The 17,988-nt window shown below is 72.2% G+C and carries 18 protein-coding genes; 12 read left to right on the forward strand and 6 right to left on the reverse strand.

The features are described from left to right. Nucleotides 1–78 precede the first annotated feature (78 nt). A complete protein-coding gene (locus ACFQW6_RS11520; RefSeq protein WP_378544820.1) occupies nucleotides 79–372 on the forward strand; it encodes a hypothetical protein in 294 nt (97 codons plus the stop codon). Between the two features lie 154 nt (nucleotides 373–526). Next, entirely contained in the window at nucleotides 527–1,696 is a 1,170-nt protein-coding gene (locus tag ACFQW6_RS11525; RefSeq protein ID WP_378544823.1) for a M14 family zinc carboxypeptidase, read from the forward strand. 122 nt (nucleotides 1,697–1,818) lie between these two features. On the opposite strand, the gene ACFQW6_RS11530 is transcribed toward ACFQW6_RS11525, so the two are convergent. Further along, complete coding sequence (locus ACFQW6_RS11530) at nucleotides 1,819–3,195, reverse strand: NAD(P)-binding protein (RefSeq protein ID WP_378544826.1); 1,377 nt, start codon at nucleotides 3,193–3,195, stop codon at nucleotides 1,819–1,821. Between the two features lie 97 nt (nucleotides 3,196–3,292). Between ACFQW6_RS11530 and ACFQW6_RS11535 the strand changes: the two genes are divergently transcribed. Then, nucleotides 3,293–3,766: a GNAT family N-acetyltransferase gene (locus tag ACFQW6_RS11535; protein WP_378544829.1), complete on the forward strand. Its 474-nt coding sequence runs from the start codon at nucleotides 3,293–3,295 to the stop codon at nucleotides 3,764–3,766. Here the strand turns inward: ACFQW6_RS11535 and ACFQW6_RS11540 are convergent. Both ACFQW6_RS11540 and ACFQW6_RS11545 read right to left on the reverse strand, forming a co-directional pair. Continuing rightward, complete coding sequence (locus ACFQW6_RS11540) at nucleotides 3,738–5,543, reverse strand: sensor histidine kinase (protein WP_378544832.1); 1,806 nt, start codon at nucleotides 5,541–5,543, stop codon at nucleotides 3,738–3,740. The two genes, ACFQW6_RS11535 and ACFQW6_RS11540, sit on opposite strands and share 29 nt — an antisense overlap. 113 nt (nucleotides 5,544–5,656) lie before the next feature. Beyond that, nucleotides 5,657–6,568, reverse strand: a complete 912-nt coding sequence (locus ACFQW6_RS11545; protein ID WP_378544835.1) for a LysR substrate-binding domain-containing protein — start codon at nucleotides 6,566–6,568, stop codon at nucleotides 5,657–5,659. A 112-nt stretch (nucleotides 6,569–6,680) separates the two neighbouring features. Here ACFQW6_RS11545 and ACFQW6_RS11550 point away from each other — a divergent pair, with 112 nt between their 5' ends. The 7 genes from ACFQW6_RS11550 (at nucleotide 6,681) to ACFQW6_RS11580 (ending at nucleotide 12,535) form a co-directional block, all read left to right on the forward strand. After that, nucleotides 6,681–7,673 (forward strand): Bug family tripartite tricarboxylate transporter substrate binding protein, encoded by a 993-nt coding sequence (locus ACFQW6_RS11550; RefSeq protein WP_378544838.1) that lies wholly within the window; start codon nucleotides 6,681–6,683, stop codon nucleotides 7,671–7,673. Nucleotides 7,674–7,713: 40 nt separating this feature from the next. Then, nucleotides 7,714–8,250 carry a tripartite tricarboxylate transporter TctB family protein gene (locus ACFQW6_RS11555; RefSeq protein ID WP_378544841.1) on the forward strand — a complete coding sequence of 179 codons (537 nt, stop codon included), beginning with the start codon at nucleotides 7,714–7,716 and terminating at the stop codon, nucleotides 8,248–8,250. A gap of 12 nt (nucleotides 8,251–8,262) precedes the next feature. Then, nucleotides 8,263–9,780: a tripartite tricarboxylate transporter permease gene (locus ACFQW6_RS11560; RefSeq protein ID WP_378544843.1), complete on the forward strand. Its 1,518-nt coding sequence runs from the start codon at nucleotides 8,263–8,265 to the stop codon at nucleotides 9,778–9,780. Then, nucleotides 9,777–10,184: a universal stress protein gene (locus ACFQW6_RS11565; protein ID WP_378544846.1), complete on the forward strand. Its 408-nt coding sequence runs from the start codon at nucleotides 9,777–9,779 to the stop codon at nucleotides 10,182–10,184. The genes ACFQW6_RS11560 and ACFQW6_RS11565 overlap by 4 nt, the downstream gene beginning before the upstream one ends. A gap of 7 nt (nucleotides 10,185–10,191) precedes the next feature. Continuing rightward, complete coding sequence (locus ACFQW6_RS11570; protein WP_378544849.1) at nucleotides 10,192–11,457, forward strand: glucarate dehydratase family protein; 1,266 nt, start codon at nucleotides 10,192–10,194, stop codon at nucleotides 11,455–11,457. A 104-nt stretch (nucleotides 11,458–11,561) separates the two neighbouring features. Then, nucleotides 11,562–12,203 (forward strand): SRPBCC family protein, encoded by a 642-nt coding sequence (locus ACFQW6_RS11575; protein WP_378544852.1) that lies wholly within the window; start codon nucleotides 11,562–11,564, stop codon nucleotides 12,201–12,203. A gap of 2 nt (nucleotides 12,204–12,205) precedes the next feature. Continuing rightward, entirely contained in the window at nucleotides 12,206–12,535 is a 330-nt protein-coding gene (locus ACFQW6_RS11580) for an ArsR/SmtB family transcription factor (RefSeq protein ID WP_378544855.1), read from the forward strand. A gap of 81 nt (nucleotides 12,536–12,616) precedes the next feature. On the opposite strand, the gene ACFQW6_RS11585 is transcribed toward ACFQW6_RS11580, so the two are convergent. From ACFQW6_RS11585 to ACFQW6_RS11595, 3 genes are all read right to left on the reverse strand, one after another. Continuing rightward, a complete protein-coding gene (locus tag ACFQW6_RS11585; RefSeq protein WP_378544858.1) occupies nucleotides 12,617–13,288 on the reverse strand; it encodes a FadR/GntR family transcriptional regulator in 672 nt (223 codons plus the stop codon). Then, nucleotides 13,285–14,442, reverse strand: coding sequence for a mandelate racemase/muconate lactonizing enzyme family protein (locus ACFQW6_RS11590; RefSeq protein WP_378544861.1), 1,158 nt, complete (start codon nucleotides 14,440–14,442; stop codon nucleotides 13,285–13,287). Before ACFQW6_RS11590 ends, ACFQW6_RS11585 begins: the two co-directional genes overlap by 4 nt. A 148-nt stretch (nucleotides 14,443–14,590) precedes the next feature. Next, on the reverse strand, nucleotides 14,591–15,523 hold the full coding sequence (locus ACFQW6_RS11595; RefSeq protein WP_378544864.1) for a 2-hydroxyacid dehydrogenase: 933 nt from the start codon (nucleotides 15,521–15,523) through the stop codon (nucleotides 14,591–14,593). Between the two features lie 95 nt (nucleotides 15,524–15,618). Between ACFQW6_RS11595 and ACFQW6_RS11600 the strand changes: the two genes are divergently transcribed. Continuing rightward, nucleotides 15,619–16,530: an AEC family transporter gene (locus tag ACFQW6_RS11600; protein ID WP_378544867.1), complete on the forward strand. Its 912-nt coding sequence runs from the start codon at nucleotides 15,619–15,621 to the stop codon at nucleotides 16,528–16,530. 25 nt (nucleotides 16,531–16,555) lie between these two features. Continuing rightward, a complete protein-coding gene (locus tag ACFQW6_RS11605) occupies nucleotides 16,556–17,983 on the forward strand; it encodes an FAD-binding oxidoreductase (RefSeq protein WP_378544869.1) in 1,428 nt (475 codons plus the stop codon). The last annotated feature ends 5 nt before the right edge of the window (nucleotides 17,984–17,988 follow it).

Consider the following 17,988-nt stretch of genomic DNA (forward strand, 5'->3'; position numbering starts at 1 on the left):
GTCGTCCTTCGTCGCAGGTGCGTGGTCCGCCCAGGCGGTACCCGGCATGGGACGGTCGATGCGGGGCACCGATCCCTCATGCCCCCGAAGGACGCCGCGGTCGCCGCGACCGACCGCTGGACCGATCCCGACGGCTTCCGCGCGCCGGCCGGCCTCGTCCACGCGTGGCTGCGCGGCACCAACCAGACGCTCTGCGGCGTCCCGCTGAGCAAGGCACGGTTGCACCGGTTCCCGCACGTGCAGTGGGTCGACGCCCAGCCGGCCACGGGCCGTGACGCCGACGAGGTGCGCGAGGTCTGCCGCCGGTGCGCCGCCGGGATGGGAGAGAAGCGGGACAGCAAGCCGTGGAAGCGGACCAACCCGCGACCCTGACTCCGCCACGGCGCTACCCCGACAGGGGCGGTCGAGGCAATCCCCCCTACGGAGTGAGCCGAAGGTGTCTGGCGTCGTGTCGGAGCCTCGGCATACGGTGCGTGCACCCTGTCGATCGCTCGGCTCGCCGGGCGCAACTGAAACTGGAGAACGCATGTCTGCACGACGTTGGACGGCCGTCCTCACCGGACTGGCCCTTCCTCTCGGGATCGTCGCCGCCACCACCTCGTCACCGGCGAACGCCATCCCCACCCAGTCGCACTGCGGCACCGAGGCCTCGGGCTCGGGCAACAACGGATTCGTCAACCACGCCCAGCTCTCCCGGACCCTCGAGGGCATCGAGCGCACCACCAAGGGCGTCGTCGACGTCGAGGTCGTGGGCGAGAGCAACCAGGGCCGCGAGATCTACACCGCTCGCGTCGGCGAGGGCGACACGGTCGTCTTCGTCGAGTCGCAGATCCACGGCAACGAGAACCACGGCACCGAGGCGTTGCTCGACCTGCTCCGCCGCTGGGGCGGCTCGACGCCCGATGCGGTGGCGCTCCGCGAGGAGGTCACCATCGTCGCGATCCCCCGGCTCAACGTCGACGGCGGCGAGCGCGACACCCGCCAGAACGAGATGACCTGGGCCGACGTCGTCGCCGCCTTCCCGCAGCTCGCCGGCGTCGCGCCGGCGTGGAACTACAACGCGCGCGTCGGCGGCTTCGACGTCAACCGCGACTTCAACCCCGACCTCGACTACGTCCCGCAGCCGGCCGACTTCCCGGGCAACAGCGCCGACACCGGCTGGTACATCACGCCGGAGTCCCAGACGGTCCGCGACGTCTACCGGGGACTGGAGGCCGAGTTCGGCACCGTCGACTACTTCATCGACCTGCACAACCAGTGGTCCTGCTACGCCACCGAGGACCTGGAGAGCATGTCGCCGCTGTCGATCTCGGCGAAGTTCATCGACGACCCGGCCGAGTTCGGCACCTGGCCGAAGTTCGACATGGAGGCATCCAAGCGCGCCAACGTGGCCGTCTACGAGGCGCTCCAGGGCCACGGTGAGTCGGGCTACGGCGACCTCACGCTCTACCCGCAGGACACCAACCTGCCGGGCACCGCGCTCGGCTCGTTCGCCCTGCGCGGCAGCGCGGTCGTGCTCTTCGAGACGTCGAGCCAGACCCAGTACGACGGCATGAAGCGCAACGGCATGCTGCGCAAGCAGATCGAGATCGGCCTCGGTGGCCTGGTCGACGCCGTCGCCGACGGCTCGATCGACACGCTCGACGCGTCGGTCTACGACACCATCCCGCAGCGGGTCTACCTGCCCGCCGACTGACCGCGTCTTCCACCTGACGTCGTGGAGGATCCGAGCCACCTGGTGACCCGGATCCTCCACGATCGGGCTCTCCTGGCGGTCGCTGCGCGACCGCCCCGACCGACCGGCGCGCGGTCTGGCGATCAGCCGGTCGTCATCAACCGGGTCAGGGCCTCGAGCCCGGGCGCCGTGGCCGCCGCGAGCCGCTCGCGGACCTGGTCGAGCTCGCCGGAGCCGGGGTGGTCGGCCGGGATGCGGGCCGGGTTGATCGCCAGGGTGTTGGCCCATGCCGCGATGTCGGGCTCGGCGCCGAGGGCCATCGAGGCCCGGGTGCCGCGGACGTTCATGTCCGCCCACTGCGGCAGCGAGTTGCCGAAGCGCGACGGCGGGCACAGGCGGTTCTTCTCCGCGTCGTCACGTCGCGTCGCCTCGACGTAGCCGATCGCGGCGGCGGCGAAGCACGGGAACCCGGCGCGCACCGGTTGGACCGTGATGTCCTCCGGGCGCCAGACGGGCACGAGCGGCGGGTTCTTCAGGCCGTCGGCGGCGCAGTGCACGACGACGGCGTCGTCCGCGACCCGCACGGTGGTGCCGTCCTCGAGCTCGAGGCGACCGCGCTCCACGTTGCGCAGGTGCCCGTGGCGTACGACGTTGCCGATGGACCGCAGCAGCTCGAGCTCCCACACGCCGAGCGTGGGGGCCTTCGCCATGGTGGGGGTGACCGACGGGTCGATCCGCAGCATCACCCCGGCGTCCTCGAGCCGGAGGAACAGGTCGTCGAGCGACGACGAGGCCGTCGCCTCCTCGAACGTCGTCGCGGGCACCCCGAGGAAGACCGCCGGGTCGGGCTGGATCAGCGCCCGGTTGAGCATCCACGGGTCCCGGGGCCGCACCCAGCAGATCGCGTCGGGGTCGACGCCCTGGCCGAGCAGCCACACGCAGGCGTCGGTGGCGGTCTTGCCCGAGCCGACGACGACGTACTGGCTCGGGGCCTCCTCGAGCCGGACCACGTCGTTGACGGTGACCGCGCGCGCGTCGTCCGCGACCGAGAACGGGGCCGACGACTCGGCCGGGATGCTCGGCGCGAGGTAGTGGGCGTTGACGACGCGGCACGACGCCGGCACCTCCCACGTCCGCCCGGAGATCCGCGAGACGACGGTGCGGTCACCGACGACGTCGCACCCGGTGAGCACCTCGACCCGGCCCGTGCGTCGCAGCCGCTCGACGACGCGGGCGTAGTAGTCCACGATCTCGGGCTGCGAGGCGCGCACGTGCAGACCCGCCTCGGGCCCCTGCTCCTGGACCTGCCCGCCGAGCTGGGTCGAGGCGACCCCGTAGAACGTCGAGGACTGGTGCAGCCGGACGAACGGGTAGTCCTCGAGCCAGTGGCCGCCCGCTCCGTGGCGGCGGTCGACGATCGCGACGCGGGCGTCGGAGTGGTCGACCAGGGCGTCGGCGAAGCCCATCCCCATCGCGCCGGCTCCCACCACGAGGTAGTCGACGTCCAGTGTGCGAGTCATGGACACACGCTGGCACACCCTCGATGCCAGCGCCCGAGGCGGGCGGTGCCGGTCCAGACGTCACCGCGCCGAAACACGAGCCCGCCACACTGACGCCGTGCACATCACCCGCGCCGACTTCAGGGACCCGCGGCTGGCGGCGTTCCTGCAGGCCCACCTCGACGACATGGAGCCGACCGCGCCGCCGGAGAGCCGGCACGCGCTCGACCTGACGGCGCTGCAGGGGGGCGGCGTACGGCTCTGGGTGGGCCGGGCGGGCGGCGACGCCGACGGGATCCTCGGCACGGTCGCGCTGGCGCCGGTCGACGACGGGCACGAGGAGCTGAAGAGCATGCGGACCGAGCCGCGCGTGCGGGGCACCGGAGTGGCGACGAGCCTGCTCGCCCACGCTCTCGACGACGCCCGGCGACGCGGGGTGTCACGGGTGTCGCTCGAGACCGGCTCGATGGAGTTCTTCGAGCCGGCGCGCCGGTTCTACGCGCGGGCCGGCTTCACGCCGTGCGAGCCCTTCGGCTCCTACGTCGAGGACCCGCTGAGCAGCTTCATGACGCTGGGGCTGGGCCCGCGATGACGCCCTCGACGTGCGCCGGCAGGGTCAGGGTCGCCGTCGTGCCGCGCCCGCGCTCGGAGTCGATGTCGATCGAGCCGCCGTGGCGCGCGACGATCCTGGCGACGATCGCGAGGCCGAGGCCGGTGCCGGGGCGGGACAGCGCGGCCGGGTTGGTGGAGCGGAAGAACTCGCGGAACAGCTGCTCCTGGTCGGGCGGCGAGATCCCGATGCCGGTGTCCTCGACGGTGGCGACGACCGAGCTGCCCTGCGCCGCGACGCGCACGGTGACTCGGCCGCCGGGGTCGGTGTACTTGATGGCGTTGGAGACCAGGTTGGTGAGCAGGCGGTGCAGCTCCTCGGGCTCCCCGGGCACGAGCGCCGGCTCGTCGGGCAGGTCGGACCCGCAGGTGACGCCGCCAGCGGTGGCCGCCGCGTGGCACTCGTCGCAGACGTCGTTGACGACCCTCCGCAGGTCGACCGGGATGGGGTCGAACTCGCGGTGCGGGTCGGAGACCTGGGCCATGGTGAGCATGTCGTCGATGACGGCCCGCATCCGGGTGGCGCCGCGGGTCGCGGCCGCGACGGACCGGCGGCCGTCGTCGTCGAGACCCGAGGTGTCGAGGAGCTCGAGGTTGGCGCTCATCGAGAAGAGCGGGTTGCGCAGCTCGTGGCCCATCGTGTTGACCACCTCGACGCGGTAGCTGTCGAGCTTGCGGAGCCGGTCGGCGACGGCCCGCTCGAGCTCGAGCTGGCGCGCCTTGCCGACCGCCAGGCCGAGGTCGCGGCCGATGTCGCGCGCCGCGTCGATCTCGATGTCGGTCCAGCGGCGGGCGTCGGAGACGCGGGTCAGGACCAGGAAGCCCACGCACTCGCGGCCGACGCCGAGCGGGACGAAGAGCACCGCGCCGAGGCCGATCCGGTCCAGGAACCCCAGCAGCCGCTCGGCGTCGTCGCGGGCCAGGCCCGGCTGGTCGAGGCTGTCGCGGGAGAAGGGTGCGACGTACTGGTCGGCCCAGTAGCGGCGCGCCAGACGCACGACCACGTCGTCGATCTCGGCGAAGGGCGGCGCGTCGTAGGTGTCGCCGACGGCGTACGACGTCGTGGTGGTCCCGAGCCCGTCGGGGTTGAACGCCGTCAGCCACATGCCGACGGCGTCGAAGCACGACACGACAGCGGACCGGCACGCCGCCAGCACCAGCTCCAGCGTGGGCTCGCCGAGGGCCTGCCGCACGATCGCGCGAGCCTCCGTCGCCATCCGCACCTGCTCGCTCAGGTCCTCGCGCTCGAGGGCCAGGAGCACGAGGGTCCGCGCGAGACCGGCGTACTTGGTCAGCACCTTCATCTTCTCCGGCGACGGCAGCCGGCCGTCGTCGGGGATGTCGACCGACAGCAGGCCGCGGAGCCGGCCCTGGTCGTCGTGGAGCGGCGCGGCGAGGAGGTCGAGCGGGTGCCACGCGTCCTCACCCTCGAGGGGCGTCACGTCCGGGATGTGGCTGTAGGAGAGCGCCTCCACGCTCGCCCGGTCGTGCGGCACGAAGCGCCACACGCCCCACTCGTCGGCGTCCCGGAGCTCGTTCTCGATCGACGCGGCGGGCACCTGCGTGCCGACGAACCCGTCCTCGACCCCGGCTGCGGCGACGACCTCGAACTGACCGTCGCGGCGCAGCGTCAGCGACGACTGCGCGAAGCCGGCGAGGGTGGCGACACCCTCGACGAGAACCTGCAGGTGCTGTCGCGTCTGCTCGTCCGCCCACGGAGTCTCGGCATGGCGCCGTCCCGTGTCCGGTTCGTCGTGCATCTCACTCCCTGCGTCGCGTCGCCCTCGCGGCACCCCCGACTCTAAGCCTCCCGACCTGAGGAGCGCAGGGCTTCCTTGACACTACCGGCGAGTCGCCGTTCAGCGCGGGCTGCTCAGTCGGCCTGGGCGGTCACCACGTCGAGCACGCGTCGTACGACGGGAGTCACCGCCTCGCGCGACCAGATGGCGTGCAGCTCGACCGGCCGGTCGGGGTCGGCGTCGACCCGCGTGTCACCGCCGTGGTGGGCGAGCTCCTTGAAGACCACGCCGTCGACGTGCAGCGAGGCCGCCGACGCGGGTGCCAGCGTCACGCCCCGCTCGGCGGAGACGAGGAGCATGGCCGTCAGGACCTGGTGCACCCGCTGGTCGATGCGGGGATGGGCGTTGGCGAAGAAGCGGACCGACAGCTCGTGGAAGTAGCGCGACTGGTCGGGGTTGTAGCCGATGACCGTCTCGCCCTCGAAGTCGTCGGAGGTCAGCGGCCGGTCGCTGGCGGCGAGCGGGTGCGCCGCCGGCACGACGGCCATGAAGGGCTCGCGCAGCACCACCCGCGAGCGCAGCAGGGAGGTGTCGAACGGTGGTCGGGCCAGGCCGATGTCGAGCTCGCCACGCCGGATGCCGTCGACCTGCGCGTTGGTGACCCGCTCCGACAGCACGACCTCCACGTCGGGCAGCTCGGCGGTGAGGCGGCGCAGCAGCGGACCGAGGATCGAGATCGCCGACACCGCGGTGAAGCCGAGGCGCACGACGCCGGCGGCACCCGCGTCGACCCGCCGGGCGAGGTCGCCCGCGCCCTCCACGAGGTTGAGGAGCCGGTACGCCTCGTCGAGGAACGCCACGCCGGCGCCGGTCAGCTCCACCCGCCGGTTGTCGCGCTCGAGCAGCCGCGCGCCCACCGACTTCTCCAGCTTCTGGATCTGCCGCGACAGCGGGGGCTGGGTCATCTGGAGCCGCTCGGCGGCCCGCCCGAAGTGCAGCTCCTCGGCCACGGCGACGAAGGAGCGGACCTGGTCGAGGGTGATCACGGGCCGAGGGTACGATGCACCAGATGGATCAGTCCATGCCGAATTGGGCTTGGACCGGCATCAACGCGCAAACCTAGTGTCGGTGGTCACACACCGAACAAGGAGCACCTCGATGCGCAAGCAGACCCTCAGCCTGGCGGCCGTTGCCGCCGGCACTGCCCTTGCCCTGTCCGCCTGCGGCGGCGTCTCCACCAGCACTGGCGGCGACGACGGGGGCGAGTACCCCTCCGGCGCGGTCGAGATGTACGTCGGTGCCGACCCCGGCGGCTCGAGCGACCTCATCTCCCGCCAGATCGCCACCGGCCTGACCGACGAGCTGGGCGAGACCTTCTCCGTGATCAACCGGTCCGGCTCGAACGGCGCCCTCGCGGCGGCCGAGGTCGAGCAGGCCGAGCCCGACGGCAACATCATCGCCATCCAGAACGCCTCCCTCTTCGCGATCACCCCGCTGGCCGTGGCCGAGGAGGAGGTGACCTCGATCGACGACTTCGACGTCGTCGGTGGCGTCTCGCGCGACGACTACGTCCTGGTGACCAGCGCCGACAACGACTGGGCGACCATCGACGACCTCAAGGGCGCCGGCAAGAAGGTCACCTACGGCACCACCGGCGTGGGCACCGGCTCGCAGCTCTCCTGCGGGCTCACGTACTCGACCGCCGGCATCGACTCCGAGGCCGTGCCCTTCGACGGTGGCGCACCGGCCTTGACCGCACTCCTCGGCAACCAGGTGGACACCGCCTGCCTGCAGGTCGGCGAGGCCCGCGAGAACATCGAGAGCGGCAAGCTCACGCCCCTCTCGGTCTACGCTCCCGAGCGCATCGACGCACTGCCCGACGTGCCCACGGCCACGGAGCAGGGCGTCGACGTCGAGGTCTACCAGTACCGCTTCATGACCACGCCGAAGGGCACCCCGCAGGACGTCAAGGACGCCATCTGGGAGGGCATGCAGGCGACCTTCGAGACCGAGGAGTACCAGGCCTTCAACGAGGCGAACAGCCTGACCCCGATGGAGGTCCCCGGCGACGAGGTCGTCGAGGCACTGGAGACCGACAAGCAGCGCTACGCCGACCTGGTCGAGCAGTACGACATCAACCTGGCCGAGTGACGGCCGACGCCACCTCATGACCACGACCCGAGGAGCCGACATGAGTGACGAGCACAGCCGCCCCGGCGGCGGCCGGGGTGACATCCTGGCCGAGCTCGAGGCCGAGGTGGCCCACGAGCTGGAGGAGCAGCGCCCGCCCTCGGGCGGCCCTGCCTACCAGGTCGCGGCTGCGCTCGTGACACTCGCGGTCGGCGTCCTGGGCGCGGTCCTCGCCTACGGCTACGGGCTCGGGTCGCTGCGGCGACCCGGCCCGGGCCTGTGGCCGTTCGTCATCTCGACGGTGATCATCGTCCTGTCGGTCGTGCTGCTGGTGGTGGGTCGCAAGCTCACCGACAGCGAGCAGTTCAGCCGCTCGAGCGTCCTGCCGCTGGCCGGCCTCGTCACCTTCGTCGGGTTCGCCCTCCTCCTCCCGGTGATCGGCTTCGAGATCCCGGCCCTGCTGCTCAGCATCGTCTGGCTGCGGTTCCTCGGCGGGGAGTCGTGGCGCTCCACCATCGCCGTGTCCGTGGGCACCGTCGCCGCCTTCTACGCCCTGTTCCTCTACGGCCTCGGCATCCCGCTGCCGCACCTGTTCTGAGAGGCGACCTCGATGGACGCATTCCTCGACGGCTTCGCCGTCGTCAGCCAGCCCGAGAACCTTCTCTACTGCCTCATCGGCGTGCTCATCGGCATGCTCATCGGCGTGCTGCCCGGGCTCGGCCCGGCCGCCACCATGGCGATCCTGCTGCCGATCGTCGTCACCGTCGACCCGGTGGCCGCTGTCATCATGCTGGCCGGCATCTACTACGGCGCCCAGTACGGCGGCACGATCACCTCGGTGCTGCTCCGCCTGCCGGGCGAGGCGTCGTCGGTGGTCACCGTGTTCGACGGCTTCGCACTCGCCAAGCAGGGCAAGGCCGGCACCGCCCTCGGCGTCGCCGCCATCGGCTCCTTCGTCGGCGCGACCTTCTCGATCATCCTGCTCAGCCTGAGCGCTCCCCTGGTCGCGTCGTGGGCGCTCGACTTCGGTCCGGCCGAGTACGCCGCGCTGGCCCTCCTCGGCGTGCTGCTCATCGCCACCATCGGCAGCGGTCATCCGGTCAAGGCCCTGATCGCCGCCTGCGTCGGCCTGCTCTTCGCCACCGTGGGACGTGACAGCTTCAGCAACGCCCAGCGGTTCAGCTTCGACAGCATGCAGCTCGCCGACGGACTGGACTTCGTCGTCGTCGCCATGGGCCTCTTCGGCGTCGCCGAGATCCTCTACAACCTGGAGGAGCGCCACGGCAAGGTGCACGTGCCCGCGGCCGTCAACAACATCTGGCCCTCCCGCGCGGAGCTCAAGCAGGCCAGCCCTGCCATCGGGCGCGGGTCGGTCATCGGCTTCTTCCTCGGCGTCCTTCCCGGCGGGGGTGCCGTGATGGCCTCGCTCGCGGCGTACGCCACCGAGAAGCGCGTCTCGAAGACTCCCGAGCGCTTCGGCCGTGGCGCCATCGAGGGCGTCGCGGCCCCGGAGAGCGCCAACAACGCCGCCGCCACCTCGTCCTTCATCCCCCTGCTCACCCTCGGCATCCCCGCCAACGCCTCGATGGCGATGCTGTTCGCGGCGCTGCTCGTCCTCGGGATCACGCCCGGGCCGCAGCTGCTCGAGGAGCGTCCCGACCTCTTCTGGGGCGTCGTGAACTCCATGTACATCGGCAACGTGCTGCTGCTCGTCCTCAGCCTGCCGCTGGTCGGGATCTTCGTGCGCATCCTGCGCGTGCGGCCCGCGATCCTGGCGCCGATCACGGCGCTGATCACGATCCTGGGCGTCTACACGATCAACAACTCGACGTTCGACATCTTCGTGATGATCGCCTTCGGCGTCGTGGGCTACCTGATGAAGAAGGTGGGCTTCGAGCCCGGCCCGATGGTGCTGGCGTTCGTCCTCGGGGCCCTCCTCGAGAACAACGTGCGCCGGGCCCTGCTGATCTTCGACGGCGACCCGACCGGCTTCGTCACCCGCCCCATCTCCGGCACGATCCTGGCGCTCTTCCTGGTCGCCGCCGTGTTCCCGATCGTCCAGGCCGTGCGCCACCGGCGTGTCGCCACTCCGGACGACACCCACCTCCGAGAGGACTCCCTGCGATGACCAGCCCGACGACGATCGTGATCGGCTACGTCCCCAGCCCCGTCGGCGAGGCGGCCCTCGAGGCCGGCCTGGCCGAGGCCGCCGCCCGCGGGGACGACGTCGTCATCCTCAACAGCCCGCGCCGCCGCAGCACCGTGGACGCCGAGCTCATCGACGAGAAGGCGTCCGACGAGCTCGTCGCCCGGGCCGCCGCGGCCGGCGTGACGGCCCGCGTCGACCAGTCCGACCACGGCGACGACATCGTCGAGACCTTCGCCGAGGTCGCCGCGGCCGCGTCCGCGCGGCTGGTCGTCATCGGCATGCGCCGCCGCTCGCCGGTCGGCAAGCTCGTCACCGGTAGCGACGCGCAGCGACTGCTGCTCGACCTCGACGTGCCGATCCTCGCCGTGAAGACGGCCAGGTGAGCCGCGGGTGAGCCGCAGCCGCATCTCGCGGGTCGTCGTCACGCCGGTCGCGTTCGAGGACCCGCCGCTGCTCAACGTCGTCGGCGTCCACCAGCCCTACGCCCTGCGGGCGATCGTAGAGCTGCACACCGACGCGGGCCTCCTCGGCCTCGGCGAGACGTACGCCGACGAGACGCACCTCGACCGGCTCGATGCCGTCGCGACCGCGCTGCCCGGCCACGACCCGTACGACCTGCACGGCCTGCGCCGGCTCGTCACCGACGTGCTCGGCCGCGAGGCCGGCGGGGGCGGCGCGTCGTTCGGCGGGATGCTCGACGTCGACTCCGCCGTCGACACCGTCTACTCACCCTTCGAGGTCGCCTGCCTCGACCTGCAGGGCCACGAGGCCGGCATACCGGTGAGCGACCTGCTCGGCGGCGCCGTCCGCGAGTCCGTGCCGTTCAGCGGCTACCTGTTCTACAAGTGGGCCGGGCACCCCGGCTTCGCGGACGACGCGTGGGGCGAGGCGCTCACCCCCGACCAGCTCGTCGCCCAGGCGCACCGGATGGTCGACGGCTGGGGCTTCGGCTCGCTCAAGCTCAAGGGCGGGGTGCTGCCGCCCGAGGACGAGTGCGAGGCGATCGAGGCGCTGCGCGACGCGTTCCCGTCGATGCCGCTCCGGCTCGACCCCAACGGCGCGTGGACCCCTGAGACCTCGCTCGAGGTGGCCTCCCGGCTGGCCGGGGTGGTCGAGTACCTCGAGGACCCGACCCCCGGCATCCCGGGGATGGCCCGGGTCGCGGCGGGCACCGACGTGCCGCTCGCCACCAACATGTGCGTCATCGCGATGGAGCACCTGCCGCCCGCGATCGCGCAGGACGCCGTCCAGGTGGTGCTCTCCGACCACCACCTCTGGGGCGGGCTCAGGAAGTCGGCGATGCTCGGCGGCATCACCGAGGTCTGGGGCATGGGGCTGTCGATGCACAGCAACTCCCACCTCGGCGTCTCGCTCGCCGCGATGGTTCACCTCGCCGCCGCCACGCCGAACCTCACCTACGCCTGCGACACCCACTACCCCTGGAAGACCCAGGACGTGGTCGCCGACGGCGTGCTGTCCTTCGTCGACGGCTCCGTCGCCGTGCCGACGGGTCCGGGTCTCGGCGTCTCGCTCGACCACGACCGGCTCGGCGAGCTGCACGAGCTCTACCTCTCCTGCGGCGTGCGCCGGCGCGAGGACACCGTCTACATGCGCTCCATCCGTCCCGACTTCGAGGTCAACACCGCCCGCTGGTGAGCGCCCGCTCGCCGGTCGTGGGTCGCGGAAGGCGCCCGGGCGCCTGTCACGAGCCCATCAATAACACTTGACTTATATTAGCGACACCTGAAACAGTGGTCCGCATGTTCGACGTAGCCAACCACCTGGGCGCGGTGACCCGCGCCATCGAGGACAGCACCCACGAGGGCACGCCCGTCAAGGTCGTGGTCGCCTCCCGCACCTACCCCACCGACGTCGACGACCTCTGGCAGGCCGTCACCGACCCCGAGCGCATCCCGCGCTGGTTTGCCTCGGTCTCGGGCGACCTGCGGCTCGGCGGCCGGTTCCAGGTCGAGGGCAACGCCGGCGGCGAGGTCATCGCCTGCGACGAGCCGAAGCACTTCGCCATCACGTGGGAGTTCGGCGGCGACACGTCGTGGGTCGACGTGCACCTCGAGCCGGACGGCGAGGGCGCCAGGCTGACGCTCCGCCACGCGGCCGACGTGCGCGACAACCCGCACCTGGCGACGTACGGCCCGGGCGCGGTCGGCGTGGGGTGGGAGCTCGGGCTGATGGGCCTGGGCGAGCACCTCGCGACCGGTACGACGATCCCGCACGAGGAGGTCGAGGGCTGGGGCGCGTCCGCCGACGGCCAGGCCTTCATGACCGGCTCCGCGACCCGGTGGGGCGAGGCCGACGCCGCCACCTCCGGCGACCCGGACGCCTCCCGCGCGGCGGCCGCCCGGACGGCCGCGTTCTACACCGGCGCCGAGCCACCGGCCTGACCGTGCACGCCTTCGACGTCCTCGGCGACCCCGTACGCCGCCGTATCCTCGAGCTGCTCGCCGCGGGCGAGACCAGCGCGGGCGACGTGGCGGCCCGGGTCGGCGGCGAGTTCGGCATCAGCCAGCCGGCGGTGAGCCAGCACCTCAGGGTGCTGCGCGACAACGGCTTCGCGACCGTCCGCGCCGAGGGCACCCGCCGGCTCTACGCCGTCGACCCGTCCGGCCTGCAGGAGGCCGACGCCTGGGTCGAGCAGTTCCGGGTGTTCTGGGACCGCAAGCTCGACGCGCTCGGCACCGAGATCGCCCGCGGCAAGAAGGCCCGCCGCCGCTGACCGGGCGCTTCCTGCCCGTCAGCGACACAGGACGGGCACGAAGTGCCCGCTCGGCGTGCAGGACGGGCAGGACGTGCCCGGTCAGGTCACGCGGCGGCGGGTGTTGCCGAGGTGCAGCCGCATGGCGGCACGGGCGGTCTCCACGTCACCGGCGAGGACGGCGGCGGCGACGTTGTCGTGCTCGCGCTGGACCCGCTCGACGTGGGTGGCGTCGGTCATGGAGTACGCATCGCCGAGTCGGGTGCGCGGGAGCATGATCATCATCGGTCCGAGCGAGCCGAGCAGGTCGACGTAGAAGCGGTTGCCCGTCGCCCGCGCCACGGCGAGGTGGAAGGCGAAGTCGGCCTCGACGGCCCCCTCGTGCCCGGCGCGCGTGAACCCGGCCAGCGCCTCCTCGATCGCCGCAGCGTCGGGAGCCGTGTGGTGCAGCGCGGCCAGCGCGGCCGCCTCGCTCTCCACGCCGATGCGGAAGTCGAGCATCGCAAGGACGTCGGCCTGGCTGCGGATCGCGGACGACTCGACGTGGAACGACGACGACTCGGGCACCGCGAGCACGAACGACCCGCGTCCCTGCTGGGTCTCGACGAGGCCCTCGGCCCGGAGCCGGGTCACCGCCTCGCGCACGACGGTGCGCGAGACGGCGTACTCCTCGATGAGCTCCGACTCCGACGGGAGCTTGGCCCCCGGGGCCAGGTCACCGGCCAGGATCTTGTCCTTGAGGCCGGCGACGACGCCCGCCGACAGGGTGGTCATGCCGAGAAGGTAGCGGTCTCCACAGTGAGCGCCCGCATCCGCTCGGTGAGCGTGAAGCCGAGGCCCGGACGGTCCGGCACGAAGATCTGGCCGTCGCGGATGTCGATGCGCTCCTCGAACAGCGGGTTCAGCCACTCGAAGTGCTCGACCCACGGCTCGGTGGGGTACGTCGCCGCGAGGTGGAGGTGGATCTCCATCGCGTAGTGCGGCGCGAGGTCGAGGCGGTGGTGCGCCGCGAGGGTGGCGAACCGGAGGAACGGCGTGATGCCGCCGATCCGCGGCGCGTCGGGCTGCACGATGCCGCGGTAGCCGGCGTCGACGAGGCCCATGTGCTCGGCCACGGACGTCAGCATCTCGCCGGTGGCGATCGGGGTGTCGAAGGTCTGCGACAGGTCGGCGTGCCCGACGTGGTCCCACGCGTCGAGGGGCTCCTCGATCCAGACCAGGTCGAACCGCTCGAGCTCGCGGCACATCCGGCGGGCGCGGGCACGGTCCCACTGCTGGTTGGCGTCGACCATGAACGGGCCGTCGCCGAGGTGCTCGCGGAGCGCGGCGACGCGGCGCAGGTCCTCGCGCCAGTCGGGCTGGCCGACCTTGATCTTGATGCCGCCGATGCCGGACTCGAGCGAGGCGGTCGCCTTCTCCTTGATCTCCTCGACGGAGGCCTGGAGGAAGCCGCCGGACGTGTTGTAGACACGGCAGGAGTCGCGGTGCGCACCGAGCAGCTTGGCGAGCGGCAGGCCCGCGCGGCGGGCCTTGAGGTCGTACAGCGCGACGTCGAGCGCGGCGACCGCCTGCGTGGCGACGCCCGATCGGCCGACGGAGGCTCCGGCCCACATGAGGGACTCGTAGATCTTGGCGATGTCGTTGGGGTCCTGGCCGATGGCGACGTCCATGACCTCCTTGAGGTGGGCGTACTGCGCCTTGCCACCCGCGCGCTTGGAGTAGCTGAACCCCATGCCCTCGAGGCCCTGCTCGGTGGTGAGCTCGACGAAGAGCATCACGGTCTCGGTGAGCGGCTTCTGCCGGCCCGTGAGGACCTTGGCGTCGCTGACCGGGTTGGGCAGCGGGAGCACGACGTGCGACAGCGTGACGCTGCGGATGCGGTCGCCCGCAGTGGGGGTCGCGGTGGGCGGGACAAGGGTCTGCGTCATCGGGGTTCCTCGGGTCGTCGCTAACTTGTATGATGAGTGTGCAACTCATTACACAAGTACGTCAAGCCCGCTCGTGAGGAGTCCTGATGCACCAGGTCAGCAGCCGTCGAACCGCCCGGCTGCGTGACCGATGAAGAGGGCGGGCCGGTCAGCCGACCGGGGTCACCAGCTCGCCGCGCGCGAGGAAGGCGTCGACGTTGTCGAGCACGAGCCGGCCCATCGCCTCACGGGTCTCGACGGTCGCGCTGCCGACGTGGGGCAGGAGCACGACGTCGTCGCGCTCGAGGAGGGCCGCGGGCACGCGCGGCTCGTCGGCGAACACGTCGAGCCCGGCACCCGCGATGCGGCCGGCCTCGAGCGCCGCGACCAGCGCGTCCTCGTCCACGACCGAGCCGCGGGCGACGTTGACCAGGTAGCCCTCGGAGCCGAGCGCGTCCAGGACGGCGGCGTCCACGAGCCCGTCGGTCCCGGCGCCACCCGGCGTGAGCACCACCAGCACGTCGCTCGCCGCGGCCAGCGCGACCGGTCTGTCGTGGTAGGTCCACGCGACGTCCTTGGGGCTGCGCGAGTGGTAATGGATCTCGGCGCCGAAGGCCTCGAGCCGCTCCGCCGCCGCGGTCCCGATCCGGCCCAGGCCGAGCACGCCGACCACCGCACCGCGCACGTCGCGGGTCAGCGGCATCCTCTCGCCGCGGGCCCACGCACCGCTCCGCACGAACCGGTCGGCGGCCGTGATGCCGCGCAGCACGTCGACGACCAGGACGGCGGCCAGGTCGGCCACCGCGTCGGTGAGCACGTCGGGGGTGTTGGAGACCACGATGCCGCGGCGCTGCGCCTCGGCCACGTCGACGTTGTCGTAGCCGACGCCGAAGTTCACGATCGCCCGCAGGTCGGGCAGGGCGTCCATGTCCTCCGCGCCGACCCGTCCGCCGCCACCGACCACGGCGACCGTGACGCCCGCCGGGTCGCCGAGGTCCTCCCGCAGTGGGGCGGCGTACCGCTCCGAGAGCCACCGGCGCACGAACGGCATGAGCCCACTGAGCTGGACGACACGGACCGGGTGCTGGGTGTCGGTGGTCACCACGCCATCCTTGCCGGGCGGCGGTCGCGGCGTCCACGTCGACCTCGCTATCGCGCGATACCCACCCACGACCGGAGCGAGAGGAGCGCGCACGCATGGACCTGCTGATCGGCTTCTCCACGATCCTCGTCGTCATCGCCGCCGGCGCGGCGCTCGCCCACGTCGGCGTGCTCGACCGCCGCTCGCAGCGCACCCTCGGCGAGATCGCCTTCTTCGTCGCCTCGCCCGCCCTCATGGTCGTCACCATCAGCCAGGTCCACCTCGAGACGGCGGCGGCGAACCTCGTCGCCTCGACCGTCTCGCTCGGGGCCTGCTTCGTCGCGTACGTCGTCATTGCCCGGCTGCGCTGGGGCCTCGACACCGGCCCGCTGCTCCTCGGCGCGCTGTCGTCGTCGTACGTCAACGCGGGCAACCTCGGCATCGCCATCGCGGCCTACGTCGTCGGCGACATCACCGTGGTCGTGCCGACCCTGCTCGTGCAGATGCTGCTCGTGCAGCCGGCGGCGCTGATCGTGCTCGACCGGATCACCGGGCGCGGCGAGGGCGTGGGCCCGGCCGTGCGACGGCTGGTCACCAACCCGCTCACCATCTCAGCCCTCGTCGGCCTGGTGCTGGCGACCACCGACTGGCGGTTGCCGGCCGCGCTGCTGTCGCCGCTGGAGATGCTGGCCGGTGCGGCGATCCCGTTGATGCTGATGTCGTACGGCGCCGCGCTGAGGTTGAGCCCGCCGATCGGCCGGGCCGGGCACAATGGCGAGGTCGTCCTTGCGACGGTCCTCAAGATGGCCGTCATGCCGGTGGTCGCCTGGCTGGTCGGCGTGGCCCTCGGTCTCGACGACCGCGTGCTGCTCGGCGTCGTCATCACCGCCGCCCTGCCGACGGCGCAGAACATCTTCCTGCACGCCACCCGCTACCGCGTCGGCGAGGATGTCTCGCGGGAGACCATCCTGGTGACCACCCTCGCCTCGCTGCCCGTGGCGCTGCTCGTCGCCGTGCTGCTGGGCTGACCCGACCCCCGACCGGAGGAGAACCATGGACGACTTGCTCGACCGGCTGCGCACGAGCATCGGCGCCGACCACGTCCTGACCGAGGACGCCGACGTCGCGGCGTACGTCGTCGACTGGACCGGCACCCACGCCGGTCGCGCCCTCGCGGTGGTGCGGCCCGGCTCGACCGAGGAGGTGGCAGCGGTCGTCGCGGCCTGTGCCGGGGCGGGCGTGGCGGTCGTGCCGCAGGGCGGCAACACCGGGCTGGTCGGCGGCGGGGTGCCCGACGCGTCCGGCAGCCAGGTGGTGCTCTCCCTCGGCCGGATGCGCCGCGTGCGCGAGGTGGACCCGGTCGCCGGCACCGTCACCGTCGACGCCGGCGTCGTGCTCGCCGACGTGCAGGCCGCGGCCGAGAAGGTCGACCGGCTCTTCCCCATGTCGCTGGGCTCCGAAGGCAGCTGCACGATCGGCGGCAACCTCTCCACCAACGCCGGCGGCACCGCTGTGCTGCGCTACGGCATGACCCGCGAGCTGGTGCTCGGCCTCGAGGTCGTGCTGCCCGACGGACGGGTCTGGGACGGGCTGCGCGGGCTCCGCAAGGACAACACCGGCTACGACCTCACGCAGCTCTTCGTCGGCGCGGAGGGCACGCTCGGCGTCATCACCGCCGCGGTGCTGCGGCTCTTCCCGGCCACCCCGCGGCACGCCACGGCCTGGGTGGCCGTGCCGTCCGTCGACGCCGCGGTCTCGCTGCTCGGCCTGGCCCAGCAGCACGCCGGCGTGCACCTGTCGACGTTCGAGATCGCCAACCGGCAGGCCATCGACCTCGTCCTCGCCCACCTTCCCGGGGCGAGCGACCCCCTCGGCGAGCCGAGCGACTGGTACGTGCTGGTCGAGCTCGCCGGCTCCGCCTCCGACGACGGGCTCGACGAGACCCTCGAGTCCCTGCTCGGTGAGGCCGTCGAGGCCGGCACCGCCGCCGACGCGGCGATCGCGGGCAGCCCCGCGCAGCGTTCGGCCCTGTGGGCCCTGCGCGAGGGCATCTCCGAGGTGCAGAAGGTCGAGGGCGCGACGCTCAAGCACGACGTCACCCTGCCGATCGCCCGGCTCGCGGAGTGGGCGACCGCGATGGGGCCGAGGCTGCAGGAGGTCTGCCCGGGCGTGCGGCTGGTGACCTACGGCCACGTCGGGGACGGCAACCTCCACTACAACCTCAACGCTCCCTTGACCGACGGCCGCAGCGACGACGACGCCCTGCGCGCCGCGGCGGCCGACCTGACCACGGCCATCTACGACTCGGTGGCCCGCGAGGCCGGGTCGATCAGCGCGGAGCACGGCTTGGGTCGCACCAAGGCGGCGGCCGCAGCGTCGTACAAGTCCGACGTCGAGGTCGACCTCATGCGCGCCGTCAAGCAGGCGCTCGACCCGGCGGGGCTGATGAACCCGGGCGTCCTCGTCCCGCCCACCCCGTAGGGACC

The organism is Nocardioides sp. GCM10028917 (assembly GCF_042666175.1).
Classification (GTDB): domain Bacteria; phylum Actinomycetota; class Actinomycetes; order Propionibacteriales; family Nocardioidaceae; genus Nocardioides.

Excerpts from the sequence above, each read along its gene's own strand:
- ACFQW6_RS11520 (WP_378544820.1), top strand. The coding sequence starts at position 79 with ATGCCCCCGAAGGACGCCGCGGTCGCCGCGACCGACCGCTGGACCGAT.
- ACFQW6_RS11525 (WP_378544823.1), top strand. The coding sequence starts at position 527 with ATGTCTGCACGACGTTGGACGGCCGTCCTCACCGGACTGGCCCTTCCT.
- ACFQW6_RS11530 (WP_378544826.1), bottom strand. The coding sequence starts at position 3,195 with ATGACTCGCACACTGGACGTCGACTACCTCGTGGTGGGAGCCGGCGCG.
- ACFQW6_RS11540 (WP_378544832.1), bottom strand. The coding sequence starts at position 5,543 with ATGCACGACGAACCGGACACGGGACGGCGCCATGCCGAGACTCCGTGG.
- ACFQW6_RS11550 (WP_378544838.1), top strand. The coding sequence starts at position 6,681 with ATGCGCAAGCAGACCCTCAGCCTGGCGGCCGTTGCCGCCGGCACTGCC.
- ACFQW6_RS11555 (WP_378544841.1), top strand. The coding sequence starts at position 7,714 with ATGAGTGACGAGCACAGCCGCCCCGGCGGCGGCCGGGGTGACATCCTG.
- ACFQW6_RS11560 (WP_378544843.1), top strand. The coding sequence starts at position 8,263 with ATGGACGCATTCCTCGACGGCTTCGCCGTCGTCAGCCAGCCCGAGAAC.
- ACFQW6_RS11565 (WP_378544846.1), top strand. The coding sequence starts at position 9,777 with ATGACCAGCCCGACGACGATCGTGATCGGCTACGTCCCCAGCCCCGTC.
- ACFQW6_RS11575 (WP_378544852.1), top strand. The coding sequence starts at position 11,562 with ATGTTCGACGTAGCCAACCACCTGGGCGCGGTGACCCGCGCCATCGAG.
- ACFQW6_RS11585 (WP_378544858.1), bottom strand. The coding sequence starts at position 13,288 with ATGACCACCCTGTCGGCGGGCGTCGTCGCCGGCCTCAAGGACAAGATC.
- ACFQW6_RS11590 (WP_378544861.1), bottom strand. The coding sequence starts at position 14,442 with ATGACGCAGACCCTTGTCCCGCCCACCGCGACCCCCACTGCGGGCGAC.
- ACFQW6_RS11600 (WP_378544867.1), top strand. The coding sequence starts at position 15,619 with ATGGACCTGCTGATCGGCTTCTCCACGATCCTCGTCGTCATCGCCGCC.
- ACFQW6_RS11605 (WP_378544869.1), top strand. The coding sequence starts at position 16,556 with ATGGACGACTTGCTCGACCGGCTGCGCACGAGCATCGGCGCCGACCAC.